Genomic DNA, 12,713 nt, shown 5'->3' with positions numbered 1-12,713 from the left:
GCGCTCAATTCGGCTGGCCGTACGCAACGGGTGGCCAAGTCTTTCAGCCGATGGTTCACCATGTCGTGGCGCACGACACGACGGATTGTCGGCCATGCCCGAGAGACAGGGATGCCGCCTTGGCAAATTCCATTTTCCCTGATTGTCGGTCAGGCATTTTATGCCCTGGCGTTTTGGGGCCAGTTCAGTTTCGCCGCCGGCATTGTTCGTGACGAAATCGAGATCGTGCCTGACTATGTCGGGCACAGCTAGGCGCCTTTCCCGATCCCTGAATCACGCTTCTAAGCTCAATTGGTCTGGGACCGTCGACTCTTCCAGAACATCCGTCGCCTTGTGCGGATGTTCGACGCCGTCAGCGAACACCACATCGGACACCGAATTACCCGTGCGCAGCGCCAGTATCGCCTGGTAGGGTGGCGAATTGTACCAGCCATGCACGTGCTGCCGGTCGGGAAATTCGATGATGATCAGGTGGCCCGGCCAGTCGTTCTCGATCACCTCCACACCGCCGCCATGAACCAGAAAACGACCGCCGAACGGTTCCAACGTGGCATCGATCCTGTGCAGATATTCGACGATCTGCGGACCCATCGTGGCATGGCGCATATGGGCAACGGCGTAGGCGGTCATGACTGTACTCCCTTGTCATCGAAGCCGAGTGCCGGCCTCGCAAGGACAATCTGACCACACGACGAGTGCGAAGCGATTACGTCTGAGGTAATGGAGTGTATGCTATCCTGTCACGGCGGGTCGCTTCCATGGTGATTCGCGAGTCTGCGCGGCAGTGCTGTTGCAATTGGAACGCTAGCAACGGGAATTCGTTATCTCGCGCGGGTTGAGTGCTGGCACTGTGGGTGACACAGGAAGCTGTTTTTTGTAGCGTCTTTTTGTAGCGTCGCGTCGAAGATGATGACCGGAAAGGAAAAGTCCGATCCATTCGACCGTTCTGAAAATCGAAAAGTCCTGGATAGACGCGCAGTCCTGCGCAGGAAACAGCTGACACGACATGGCTGGGATCATCGAAGACGCACCTCTCATCACGGTCATAACGCCGACCCACAATCGGCGCGAGACGGTGTTGCGCGCCGTGGAAAGCGTGCTGTCCCAGGGCATGCCCAGGCTTGAGCACATTGTCGTCGACGATGGCTCGACCGATGGGACCGAGGCGGCGCTGGCGCGCATCCAGGATCCGCGGCTGATCTATGTCGGCGCCAAATGGCGAGGCGCCAACGCCGCCAGGAATGCCGGCATCGAGCGCGCGCGCGCGCCGGTGGTGACCTTCCTCGATTCGGACGACGTCTACCTGCCGCACCGACTTGAAGGGACCCTGGCCTGGTTCGATGACAATCCCGCACTTCAGGTGCTGATCAGCTCTTTCGTCTCCCTGAAGGGCAACCGCGCCACCAACTGCGTCAATCGCGATGCATTCGTGAGCCCGACCATGCTGGAACGCACGCTGGTCGCGCAGACGATCTTCATCGCCGGCTCCGCGATAACCGCCCGCCGCGAAGCCTTGCTGGGCATTGGCGGCTACGATAGTGACATCACCCGGATGCAGGATCGGGAATTGCTGCTGCGGCTTTCCCGTCGCTATGGCGCGCGTTTGTCCGAGGACATCGATTGGACGAAATACAATTCGGAAAACTCGATTTCGGGCCGCCGTGACGGTTATGTCGAAGCCTATGCGAACCTGATGGGCAAACACCCGCACATTGCCCACGCCTACCCGCACATTCCGCCCTACATGATCTCGCGGCAGATCATCGCCGATATCCTCAGAGGCCGGATACCGGAGGCATTCAAGGGCTACATGGCCAATCGCGAGTCGAAAGCGCTCGGCTACTCGCTGCCGGAGCTGATGCACGGCTATGTCCATGGTCGGCGCTGGCGCCGCGATCTCTACAATGAGTTCCGCGACAAATTTGGCGCCCGGCCGGCCTAATTGCATGTCGCCCAAAAGTGTCCAGCGGTTTTGGGATAACGACATGCACCAACAGTCCGGCAAGGCTCACCGGTCGAGTTCGGGAAAATACGGATCGGACAAGAACCGCCTGTCCCGCTCGCCTTGCAGACAATCGATCGGCGCGGCCGCGTCGACGGGGATGATCCTGTCCCGGATGCCGCTCACTTCGAGGATCAACTTGCGCCGGATGGCTGTCGAGAATTCGGCCGCCGCGTAAATCGGCAGCACGAAGGAACCGGGTCCTCCGGTCACGCATTGCGCATAATACTGGTCGAGATGGCTGAAGGTTGGCGACGGGCTGATCAGGATCGGCAGTCCATTGATGACTATGCCTTTGGCGATTGCCGCATCACGCGTCGCGGTGACCGGCGGCCCGATATTGTTTGGACCATCACCGGAGATATCGATGACGCTGCGTTCGCCCTCGAAAGAGGTGCGATCGAAAAGCTCGGTGCCGAAGGCCAATGCACCGGAAATCGATGTGCCGCGGAAGCTCCGGAACGGGCGGGCCGCGACCTTGTCGGCAAAGCTGTTGGCGCTCTCGGCGCTGTCGATGATCTGCCAGCCGATGACCGCGTCATCGCGCACCGTGCCGGCCCATTCGAAATAGGTGAGCGCGATGCGGCCCGTGGCGCCGGCGCGGACGGCCCGGATGAAATCGGGATGCCGCAGCGCCTCGACATAGCCGGCGCGCTGCAGGGCGAACTCCTTCTCGTCCATCGACAGCGAGATGTCGACCGCCAGCACCAGCTCGACGTCCACAGGCAGAGCATCCGTCGGCGAGGCGGCGGGCGCGGCCTGGGCGCAGGCAAGACAGGCAAGCAGGCGCAGAGCATCAAGCATGGCCGTCGCAGGGTTGTTTCTCCCGGAGAGCTTCCCTCGCGATCACGGCAAAATAAAGCTTTGCGCCGGCAATCCGGATATCGGCCTATGTCTTGCGGCGGGCGCCGGCTGGCGGCGGTTCGATAGCACCCGCCCTGATGCGAGCAGGTTTCAGCGCCGGCGCGCCGGAATCCTTGACGATCGTCAACGCGCGCGGAAAGAACTGATTGTTGTGCAGGCCGCGTCCGATGTTGAGGATCGCGGCGTCAGGCAAACGCTTCTCCAGCATCGACAGCACGCGCCGTAGTGATGGCCCGTCGAACGCATCCATGGCTTCGTCGATGATCACCCATTTCGGCTGCCGCAAGGCGAGCCTGGCGAAGGCCAGCGAGCGCTGTTCGTCATCGCCCAGTTCGTGATCCCAGCGTCCAGCGCGATTGAGCGACGACGACAGCCGTTCCAGACCAACCTCGGCGAGCACCGCCGAAATGTCGGCATCGCTCGCGGGCGCAGCTCCGTTCGGGTGATCGAGGACCTCGCGCAACGTACCGGCCGGGAAATAAGGGACGCGCGGCACGAATATGAGGGTTTCTCCCGCCGGCAGGCCGATCCGCCCCCTTCCCCATGGCCACAGGCCGGCAATGGCGCGGAAGAACAGCGTCTTACCGGCGCCCCGGTCGCCGGTGATCATGACGCGCTCGCCGGCACGGATTTCGACATGCTGGTCGGCGAGCTTGGTGCAACCCTCCGGCGAGGCCACTTCGAGCGTCTCGAAAGTCATGCTGCCATTGGCGTTTTCACCGAAGACGATGCGCTTTTCCGTGTCGTGCAGCACATCGGTTTCATCGAGCGCGATGCGGAAGTCGGCGACGCGCATCAGCGTGGCGCGCCAATCGGCAATGCTGCCGATGTTGTTGATGAACCAGCGCAGGGACGAGTGGACCTGGTTGAAGGCACCGACCGCCATCATCAGCCCGCCAAAGCTGATATCCCCTGCGAAATAGACCGGCGAGGCGACCAGGATGGGTGCCACGACGGTGATCCAGCCATAGGTGTCGGTCACCCAGGATAGGTTGATCTGGGCGGTGTAGATGCGTCGCATGGCGCCCAGCACCGTGCCGAGGTCGAGTTCAAGCCGTCGCCTGGCGTCGGCCTCGCCATGATACAACGCAATGGCATCGACATTCTCATTGACGCGCACCATCGAGGAGCGCAGCTCGGCTTCGCGTGTATAGCGGTCGCTGTTCAGGCGGATGAGCGGGCGTCCGACAAGCCAGCTCAGCCAGGAAGCGATGCCGGCATAGAGGATGGCGGCCCAGACCATGTAGCCCGGTATGGCGAGCGACGTTCCGCCGATGTGGAACACGAAGCCCGAGGACAGCTCCCACAGCACGCCGACGAAGGACACGAGCAGTATGCACGACTGCAGCAGGCCGACGCCGAGATCGGTCGACAGGTCGGACAGATGCGCGGCGTCCTGCTGCATGCGCTGGTCGGGATTGACGCCGATGGCGCCGGCATTGGCCAGCCGGAAGGCGCGCGCCGGCCGCATCCACTGGTCGATCAGGTCCAGCGTCAGCGCCTCGCGCAGCTTGAGCCTGATCATCTGGTTGAGCCAGGTCTGGCCGATGTTGAGCACCAGAAGTCCACCGGCTATGGCCGCAAAGACGAGAAGCTGGTGCAGGAAGGCCGCCATGTCGCGGCGCGCAAGCGCATCGTAGAAAGGCTGATTCCAGCGGTTGAGCAGAACCTGGCCGATCGACGTTGCGATGATGACGGCCATGATACCGACCGATGTCCAGAGCAACCACTTGCGAACCGGCGACCCCGCCAGCGCCCGCCTGATCGTCGCCACCTGATCGCTCAGGCTGCTGGCTTCGACCGCCACGGCAACCGGCTGAGCGGCGGCGGCATTGCCCGGTTGATCAGCCATGGCCGAGATCCTTGCGTTCAGTGCTGAAGCCGGTTGGTGAGACTTGAAGGCATCCGTCGTTCAAATGGGCTGCCAAATAGGCTGTCAGTCCGCTTGCGACAGATAGGCAGGGAAATGGCCTCAGGCACTCTTGCCGCGATCACGAAGCCGTCACCCGCGCAACCGATGGCTTGGTGTCCCCGGCCTCATTGCGACGGCCAAGCCGGGTGGCGCCATGCGGCGACAGCACTGGCACGAAGACACGGCGCGAGGCGCGCTGGGCGACCGGCACGCCTTGATAGAGCCGCTTCTGTGCCTCGACCACGATGACCCCGGAAAAGATCGGCCACAGTCGCCGGCCGGCGCGTTCCAGCACATTGTGGAACCGCATCATGAAACGGCGCCGCGATGGCGGAAAGAACAGCGCATCGGACCAGGCGGCGGGCGTGAAATTCGCCTCACGCAGCAATTCGGTGAGCTGGCCACGCGAGAAAGGCCGGCCATTGCCAAACGGCGTGTGCTCGAAGCGCGCCCAGACACCACGCCGGTTGGGCACGACAATGACCACCCGGCCGGCCGGCGACAGCACGCGCCAAATCTCATTCAGCGTCTCACGCGGGTTCTCGACATGTTCGAGCGAATGGACCAGCAGCATGCGGTCGATGCAAGAATCGACCAGCGGCAGTTCCTCATCGAAGACCAGTGCCGTGGCGGTCGGCCCTGTCGCCGGCCACACCACGGCGCCTTGCGTTGCCGGCATGAAGGCGAAGACCCGCTCGGCGTCGGTGCCGAACCGCTCCAGCCAGGGCAAAGTGTAACCCAGACCAACCAGCCGCTCGTTGGGAACGGCTGCCCATATCGACGACAACGCCATGGTGATCGAACGCTCGGCGAACCGGCCGAGCGTTGTCGAATAGAAGGAGCGAAGATCGACGATGTCGGAATGCATGGCAGGGATGTAGCCGTGATATCGGCGGGTTTCAACAAAAGGCCTCGATGAGCCCGACATTCCGGGAATGACATTCAACATCCTGGGATGACATCCGCGTGCCAGCACCCTATGTCTGCGGCGACAATGGAGACATGCGATGCCGGTCGAAATCGAACAGTTCATGTGCCGCAGCGACAATTTCGGCGTGCTGGTGCATGATCCCAAAAGCGGCCAAACCGCGATCATCGACGCGCCCGAGGAGGCACCGATCCTGGCCGCGCTCAAGCGCACCGGCTGGACGCCAACGATGATCCTGACCACGCATCATCATGTCGATCACGTCGAGGCCAATCTGGCGCTGAAGGAGCGCTTCAAATTGCGCATCGTCGGCCCGGAAGCGGAGAAGGCCAAGATCCCCGGCATCGACGAACCCGTCGAAGAGGGTTCCGTCGTTCATCTCGGCGATGAGCGGATCGAGGTGATTGCCACGCCCGGCCACACCGCCGGCCATGTCTCCTACTACTTGCCGGCGTCGAGTGTGGCGTTCACCGCCGACACGCTGTTTGCGCTGGGGTGCGGGCGGCTGTTCGAATGCAAGCCGCCGGTGATGTATGATTCGCTGAAGAAGCTGGCTGCACTTCCGGCTGAAACGGTCATTTATTGCGGCCACGAATACACGCTCTCCAACGCCCGCTTCGCGCTGAGCATCGACCCGACCAATTCGGCATTGAAGGAACGCGCCGCCAAGATCGAGGCGCTGCGCACCGCCGACAAGCCGACACTGCCGACGACGATCGGCGAGGAACTGTCGACCAATCCCTTCCTGCGCTGGCACGATCCGGCGATCCGTAAGCATCTCGGGCTGGAGAAAGCCTCGGACGCCGAGGTTTTTGCCGAAATCCGCAAGCGCAAGGACAACTTCTAGAGCATCGACCATGACCAGCTCCGCCGAAATCATCGCGACGCTCGGTTTGAAACCGCATCCGGAAGGCGGCTGGTACGCCGAGACCTTTCGCGACGGCGCGGGCGGCGCGCGCGGCCATTCGACCGCGATCTACTTCCTGCTGGAACAGCATCAGGTTTCGGCCTGGCACCGGGTCAAGGACGCCGCCGAGGTCTGGCATTTCCACGCCGGCGCCCCGCTGGCGCTGGCGATGTGGGAAGAAGGCAGCGCCGTTGTGGAGCAGGTGCTCGGCATCGATCTCGCAGCCGGCGAGCGGCCGCAGATCGTCGTGCCGGCAGGCTGGTGGCAATCGGCGCGCAGCCTGGGCGAATGGACGCTGGTCGGCTGCACCGTCGCACCGGGCTTCGAGTTTGCCGCCTTCGAACTGGCAGCACCCGGCTGGCAGCCGAAACAACCCTAACTCAATAAGAAGCCTGATTTAGCAGGAAGCCTAGCGTGATCGCGAGTTGGGCGACGTAGTAGAGCACCCAGACCGCAAAACGCATCCAGGCACGATGCGGCGAGATGGCAGCCACCAGGAATTTCTCCGTGGCGAGCAACCCGTCCGATGCCATGAACAACAGCGCGCCACCGATAATCCAGATGCTGCCTGTCGTCAGCGCCGAAACGCCCATTGCCAGGATCGCAGCGACATAGACGGTGATCGGGATACGCAGGCCGGGACCAACGCGACGCCACAGCGCCGCCAGCATGGCGATCGCGAACACCGCCATGGCGAGCGCGATCGCTCCGCGCCAGGATTCGGCGCCAAGTAATCTCAACCCGCCGCCGCTGCGCAGGAACAGCGGGACATAGACGATGTGGGCGATGAGAAAACTGGCCAGCCCACCGAGAAAGGCCTTTTCGCCGTCCCGCGACAGGAAGGCGTCGCCAACGGCGCTAAGCGCAAGGGCGGCGACCAGCAGCAGCGGGCCGCCTTGCAGCGCCGCCAGCACGGCAAGCATCGCCACTGCGAGCGTCTTTGCCGCCGAGCGGGCGAGCGTTGGCGGCATGCCAAGTGTGAAGGCGTAGATGACCGCCGCCGCCAGCGAAAAGATCAGTGTCGCATTGGCGTTGGCGTCGATGCCGCCCGCAAACGGCATCGTCATGCCCGGGCTCCGCCTTCGGATGCCCCGGCTCCGCTTTCGGATGCCCCGGCTCCGCTTTCGGTCGCGACCGGCTTGCGCAGGAACAGCGACTTTGCCGCCAGCGCCGCGCCACCGGTGATGAGCACGCAGGCGGCGAAAATGCGCAGCGACGGCTCGGCGACGCCGGCCGCGATCAGCACCAGCGTCGACAACAGCGGTGCCGCGTAGCTTGCAGCACCCAGCACCTGGATGTTGCCGCGCTTGACGCCGATGTCCCAAGCGTAGAAGGCAGCACCCACTGGCATCAGGCCAAGGCCGAGCACGGCCAGCCACTGGCCGGCGCCGTCAGGCAGCACGGTTTGTTCCAGCGCCAGGTGGCAGGCGAGCGACAGCACCGCGGTTGCCGCGCAGAACCAGGTGACGATGCTGGTCGGCACCGACGGAAAGCGCCGCGACAACAGCGAATAGGACGACCACAGCACGGCGCAAACGGCGGCCATGGTATAGCCGAAGGCGTAGCGGGCGTCGAAGGCGAGGCCACCACCCTTGGTGACGATCAGCACGGTGCCGGCAAGGCCGAGCAGCGCACCGACGACATGGTTCCAGGCCAGGCGCTCGCCCGGCATCAGCGCTGAGCCGAGCACGATCAGCAGCGGCCACAGATAGGCGATCAGGCTCGCCTCCACCGCCGGCGCATTGCGCAGCGCGGTGAAGTAGAAAAAGTGGTAGCCGAACAGCCCAGCAATGCCGATCAGCCAGACCTGCGGCGGTATCTTCTGGCTCTTGTCAGGCGCCGGCATGAATAGTCGCGCGACGAGCCCGACGCCGGTGCCGATCGAGAAGGTGATTGCCGACAGCAGGAACGGCGGCACTTGGCCCGAGGCATCCGTGAGCAGCGCCAGCAGCGCCCACATGGCGACCGCCGAAAAGCCGATCAGTGTTGCGCGCCCCATTCTGTCTCCAGTGGCGCGCCCCACCCTGTCTCCAGTAGCGCGCCTGGCCTATCGTACCGCTTCGAAACGCCCGGCGCTGATGGTCAAGGTGCCGATCTGCGTGCCCACCGTGGCGTGGATCGGCGCATATACGCCGGTTTGGCCGAGCGGTGCAAATGTCACCATCATGCGGCTTTTGTTCTTCAGATAGTTGAGCGCCTTGCGACCCTTGCGATAACCCGCCACCGGCTCGAAACCCATCCGGCAGGTGATGGTGTCGCCCTTGTAGCCGGGCACCGAGATCGTGCCTTTCGAAGCGTAGGTCAGCGCCAGGTTGGCGCGCATCTCGCCGTCATAGAACTTCACCGTGCGGCCGCAGACCTGGTCGAGACTGTCGGCATGGACAACGGTGGCGGCCATCGGATCGAGCACCGATGCCAGGTCGCCGGCACTGACCGGCACCCAGCTCTTTGGATCGCGCTTGCCCGGCGCCGGGATGACCTGCGTCGAGGTGACCGTGCCATTGGCAAAACGGATGTCGACCACGGACGCCTTCTTGCCGGAGGTGTAATCGGCACGGAACACCTGCGGCACCATCTTCTTGCCCGCAATCGTGCCTTTGGAGGAGATCGTGCCACGCGTGTCGTCGAACAACTTGGCGAGACCGGCCGCGCTGACGCTGCCTTCGATCGCGTAGGCGCCGTTCTCATAGCGGCTGGAAAACGTTGATTTCGCTATCGAAAGACCAAGGAACGACACCGTGTACTCGCCCTTGAACGACTGCGGCGAGGCAGCAGACGCGGCCGACGGCAAGGCAATGGCAAGCATGGTGGCAAGGGCATGTGACGAACGAAGCATGGCGGGATCGGGTCCTTGATTTTCGGCCGGAGGCGGGCAACTCCGGTCTGGCATGTCCCTATCAGACCGCTTATAGGATGAATTCCGGCCTTAATATGAAAATGCCGGGCGCGTCCGTGGGGAAGCCGGAGCTTGACGCCCCGGCGAAATGCAACTATGGAACGCCAACTTTTTCCATAAGGCCGCCTGACCAGAACCGCGCGCCACCCGGCGTGGGCACAAAGGTTTGGCAGACCCCGAGAACTGAAGGTTAGAACAATGTCCCGCACCTGCGAACTCACTGCCAAGGCAGTCATGTCCGGCAACAATGTGAGCCACGCCAACAACAAGACCAAGCGTCGCTTCCTGCCGAATCTCGTCAATGTGACGCTGATTTCGGAAGCGCTGAACCAGAATGTGCGCCTGCGCATCTCGGCCAACGCGCTGCGTTCGGTCGAACATCGCGGCGGCCTCGACGCCTTCCTGGCCAAGGCCGACGTCAAGGAATTGTCGCAGCGCGCGCGTCTGCTGAAGAAGCAGATTGCCAAGAAGATCGCCGAGCAGCCTGCTGCCTGACATCGTTTAAAGGCGGGGGACGACCGCCCTGGCCAACCTCTTGTTGGCCTTTGGCATCGGATCGAATCCGCAAGGTTTCGGCAACCCGATGCTCAAATACGAAGCGAGCGTGATCCGATTTCGGCATGGCGCTCCGCTGGTTCCATTACCCAGGATAAAAAAATGACTTCCTTCTCGCGATATTTGCCATTCGTGGCCGCCATGGCACTTGTCGTCGTGGCGTCGAACATTCTTGTGCAGTTCCCGATGCAGGGCCAGGTCGGCGGCCTGTCGCTGGCCGACCTTTTGACCTGGGGCGCCTTCACCTACCCCTTCTCCTTTCTGGTCACCGACCTCGCCAACCGCCGCTACGGGCCTACTGTGGCGCGCAGGATCGTCTTTGTCGGCTTCATGACGGCGGTGGTCTGCTCGATCCTTGTCCCGCCCTTCCTGTTCCGCCACGGCCTGATCGAATTCGAGACCGCCGCCGACCGGCTGGTGCGGATCGCGGCGGCCTCCGGCGCGGCATTTCTTTCCGCGCAATTGCTGGATGTGACCGTCTTCAACCGGCTGCGCCGGCAGAGCTGGTGGCGGGCGCCGATCATCGGCACGCTGGTCGGATCGGTGTTCGACACCGCCGTGTTCTTCACCGTCGCTTTCTCGGCCGCCTTTGCCTTCGCTGGTCCGAACGACAGCTTTGCGCTCGAAACCGCACCGTTGATGGGCGTCTTCCATGTCGACGCGATGCGCTGGGTTTCGTGGGCGCTTGGTGATCTGTCGGTGAAACTGATCATCGCCGTCGTCGCACTCATCCCCTACCGGCTGCTCGCCGCCCGCTGGAGCCAGCCGGCAATTGCGGCTTAAAATATGATCCCCTGGGTCCAGCTCGATTCGGCAAGGACCCCGGATGGCGCGCAGGAACTTCGCCTCAAGCGGCGCGGGTCAGAATTCTCGATCATGCTCGGCACCAACGAGCTCATGAACAGCCGCCTCAGCGGCTCCGAGGAAGCGCTGGCAAAACTGTCATGCGGGCGGATTGCCAGTCATCGGCAGCCAAGAATCCTGATCGGTGGGCTTGGCATGGGTTTTACCTTGCGCGCCGCACTCACAGAACTGGGCAATGATGCCGGAATCGTTGTCGCCGAACTGGTGCCTGCCGTCGTCGCCTGGGCACGCGGCCCAATGGCCGAAATCTTTGGCGGCTGTCTCAACGATCCGCGCGTCACCATCCAGGAGGCCGATGTCGGCCAGCTGATACGCTCGCAGCCCGCGGCCTGGGACGCCATCCTGCTCGATGTCGACAACGGTCCCGAAGGCATCGTCCACAAATCCAACGATGCGCTTTACAGCCTGCAGGGCCTTAGCGCCGCACGCGCCGCGCTAAAGCCGGGTGGTGTGCTGGCGGTGTGGTCGCAGGGCCCCGACAGCGGCTTCTCGCGGCGGCTGAAGCAGGCAGACTTCACGGTCGAAGAGGTCAACACGCGTGCCAACGGCAGACGCGGCGCGCGCCATGTCATCTGGATAGCCACCAGGACGTAAGCCGGCAGTGGCGGGGCTCAATCCTGGTGCAGGATGAATTCCAGATAGAGGTTGCGCTGCAGGATCGAATGGTTGTCGTCGGAGATCAGCGACACCATCAGCGCGCCGTCGTCACGGGTCCAGACGTCGAGCCCTTCCATATTGTCGATCTGGTAGCCCATGTCGGCTTCCAGCAGCACAGGCCCATCGGCGACGGCGCCCTTTTCGACACTCTCGCCATAGATGCGCCGCAGCCGCATCTTGACGCCGCGGGCCATCGAGAAGCTGCGCTCCAGAAGCAGCAGGTCGCCATCCGGCAGGAAGGCGCCGTCGGTGATGTCGAAATCGCCATTGCGCTTGACGGTGAAGACGCCCTTGTGCGGCCCTTCGATGATGGCGGCATAGATGTTGCCGGCCTTGTCGAGGCTCTTCTCGGAGACCACCACCAGCCCGCCCTCGTGCTGGCCGTTGGCATTGGCGTGGGTGACGGTCTCGAAGCCGCGATTCTGGCGCAGCTCCCGGGCCGGAACCAGGAAATCAAGCTGCTTGAACGGCGCCTTCATGTCGGCCGGGTCGATCTTGAACTGGGCGACGCGGTGGTTGCGCTCGAAGCCGACGGTGGCAATCCCGTCCTTGACCGCGAGGCCTTCCGCATCGACCTCCCATTTCTTGTCGATCGGCCGGCCGGTCTCGTCGACCATCTGCTGCATGCGGAAATTCTGGATGCCGGACGGCCGCTTGTCGGCGTCGCGGACCACCGTGCCAAAGAACCAGAAGCCGGTATCGGCAACGCCGATGAAGTCACCACCGACCTTCAGGAAGCGGAAGGCCGACAGCGCTCCGAAATCGCGAATCGGCGAAGTCATCTCCAGCCCGCCGACGAATTCGAGCGGGCCGAACTGCTTGTCGGCATGGCCAATGTGGAATTCGGTGATCGGGCGAGCCGACACCTCGGCCGGTTCGACCAAGCTTGAGCCAGCCGAACTGGCCGCCGCCGAACCCACGCCGGCAAATAGGGCGATGGCGGCGAAAAGCGTCTGCCGAAAACCGCCGCGCGAAGAGATCATCCGGCGCGCCGCATGCCGCCGCGCCGCGTATCCTTCGCGCTTTCCTCGGCAAACAGCGAAGCCAGCTGCTCGGTCATGGCGCCGGCCAGTTCCTCGGCATCGACGATGGTGACGGCACGGCGGTAATAGCGCGTGACGTCATGGC

Annotated in this window: 15 protein-coding genes and 1 pseudogene; 7 read left to right on the top strand and 9 right to left on the bottom strand. The window is 63.3% G+C overall.

Annotation, left to right across the window (positions count from 1 at the left end; translation table 11 throughout):
• Positions 1-252: pseudogene (locus EN935_RS07325) on the top strand (glycosyl transferase family 2); the annotation flags it as partial.
• Between the two features lie 21 nt (positions 253-273).
• On the opposite strand, the gene EN935_RS07320 reads toward EN935_RS07325, so the two are convergent.
• Positions 274-630, bottom strand: coding sequence for a DUF1330 domain-containing protein (locus EN935_RS07320; protein WP_127265407.1), 357 nt, complete (start codon positions 628-630; stop codon positions 274-276).
• Between the two features lie 376 nt (positions 631-1,006).
• On the opposite strand from EN935_RS07320, the gene EN935_RS07315 reads away from it, so the two are divergent.
• Positions 1,007-1,942, top strand: a complete 936-nt coding sequence (locus EN935_RS07315) for a glycosyltransferase family 2 protein (RefSeq protein ID WP_126070692.1) — start codon at positions 1,007-1,009, stop codon at positions 1,940-1,942.
• A gap of 66 nt (positions 1,943-2,008) precedes the next feature.
• On the opposite strand, the gene EN935_RS07310 is transcribed toward EN935_RS07315, so the two are convergent.
• The 3 genes from EN935_RS07310 to EN935_RS07300 all read right to left on the bottom strand — a co-directional run bounded on the left by EN935_RS07310 (position 2,009) and on the right by EN935_RS07300 (position 5,646).
• Complete coding sequence (locus tag EN935_RS07310) at positions 2,009-2,806, bottom strand: DUF1194 domain-containing protein (RefSeq protein WP_126070693.1); 798 nt, start codon at positions 2,804-2,806, stop codon at positions 2,009-2,011.
• A gap of 85 nt (positions 2,807-2,891) precedes the next feature.
• Positions 2,892-4,718, bottom strand: coding sequence for an ABC transporter ATP-binding protein/permease (locus tag EN935_RS07305; protein ID WP_127265406.1), 1,827 nt, complete (start codon positions 4,716-4,718; stop codon positions 2,892-2,894).
• Between the two features lie 139 nt (positions 4,719-4,857).
• Positions 4,858-5,646, bottom strand: a complete 789-nt coding sequence (locus EN935_RS07300; RefSeq protein WP_126070695.1) for a methyltransferase domain-containing protein — start codon at positions 5,644-5,646, stop codon at positions 4,858-4,860.
• Positions 5,647-5,785: 139 nt separating this feature from the next.
• On the opposite strand from EN935_RS07300, the gene gloB reads away from it, so the two are divergent.
• Positions 5,786-6,553, top strand: coding sequence for a hydroxyacylglutathione hydrolase (gene gloB, locus EN935_RS07295; protein ID WP_109671617.1), 768 nt, complete (start codon positions 5,786-5,788; stop codon positions 6,551-6,553).
• Positions 6,554-6,563: 10 nt separating this feature from the next.
• Positions 6,564-6,992, top strand: coding sequence for a cupin domain-containing protein (locus EN935_RS07290; protein ID WP_126070697.1), 429 nt, complete (start codon positions 6,564-6,566; stop codon positions 6,990-6,992).
• A 1-nt stretch (position 6,993) separates the two neighbouring features.
• Here the strand turns inward: EN935_RS07290 and EN935_RS07285 are convergent, their stop codons facing one another.
• Genes EN935_RS07285 through EN935_RS07275 form a run of 3 tightly spaced genes read right to left on the bottom strand, consistent with a single transcriptional unit; the run spans position 6,994 to position 9,449 of the window.
• Positions 6,994-7,680 (bottom strand): lysoplasmalogenase, encoded by a 687-nt coding sequence (locus EN935_RS07285; RefSeq protein WP_127265807.1) that lies wholly within the window; start codon positions 7,678-7,680, stop codon positions 6,994-6,996.
• Complete coding sequence (locus EN935_RS07280) at positions 7,677-8,612, bottom strand: EamA family transporter (RefSeq protein WP_109671614.1); 936 nt, start codon at positions 8,610-8,612, stop codon at positions 7,677-7,679. Before EN935_RS07280 ends, EN935_RS07285 begins: the two co-directional genes overlap by 4 nt.
• A gap of 48 nt (positions 8,613-8,660) precedes the next feature.
• Positions 8,661-9,449, bottom strand: a complete 789-nt coding sequence (locus EN935_RS07275) for a DUF3108 domain-containing protein (protein ID WP_127265806.1) — start codon at positions 9,447-9,449, stop codon at positions 8,661-8,663.
• Positions 9,450-9,707: 258 nt separating this feature from the next.
• Here EN935_RS07275 and rpmB point away from each other — a divergent pair, with 258 nt between their 5' ends.
• The 3 genes from rpmB to EN935_RS07260 all read left to right on the top strand — a co-directional run bounded on the left by rpmB (position 9,708) and on the right by EN935_RS07260 (position 11,522).
• Positions 9,708-10,004, top strand: coding sequence for a 50S ribosomal protein L28 (gene rpmB, locus EN935_RS07270; RefSeq protein ID WP_056583698.1), 297 nt, complete (start codon positions 9,708-9,710; stop codon positions 10,002-10,004).
• Positions 10,005-10,166: 162 nt separating this feature from the next.
• Positions 10,167-10,847 (top strand): queuosine precursor transporter, encoded by a 681-nt coding sequence (locus tag EN935_RS07265; RefSeq protein WP_127266087.1) that lies wholly within the window; start codon positions 10,167-10,169, stop codon positions 10,845-10,847.
• Between the two features lie 3 nt (positions 10,848-10,850).
• Positions 10,851-11,522 (top strand): hypothetical protein, encoded by a 672-nt coding sequence (locus EN935_RS07260; RefSeq protein WP_109671611.1) that lies wholly within the window; start codon positions 10,851-10,853, stop codon positions 11,520-11,522.
• Positions 11,523-11,539: 17 nt separating this feature from the next.
• Here EN935_RS07260 and EN935_RS07255 read toward each other — a convergent pair whose 3' ends face one another.
• Both EN935_RS07255 and EN935_RS07250 read right to left on the bottom strand, forming a co-directional pair.
• Positions 11,540-12,568 (bottom strand): esterase-like activity of phytase family protein, encoded by a 1,029-nt coding sequence (locus EN935_RS07255; RefSeq protein ID WP_127373239.1) that lies wholly within the window; start codon positions 12,566-12,568, stop codon positions 11,540-11,542.
• A partial coding sequence (locus EN935_RS07250) for a hypothetical protein (protein ID WP_164771037.1) occupies positions 12,565-12,713 on the bottom strand: 149 nt, incomplete at its 5' end. The genes EN935_RS07255 and EN935_RS07250, both read right to left, overlap by 4 nt.

The sequence above is a fragment of the Mesorhizobium sp. M7D.F.Ca.US.004.03.1.1 genome (assembly GCF_003998635.1).
Taxonomy (GTDB): domain Bacteria; phylum Pseudomonadota; class Alphaproteobacteria; order Rhizobiales; family Rhizobiaceae; genus Mesorhizobium; species Mesorhizobium loti.
The sequence above is the reverse complement of the archived record's forward strand: the minus strand, read 5'-3'. Positions and strand labels throughout refer to the sequence as shown.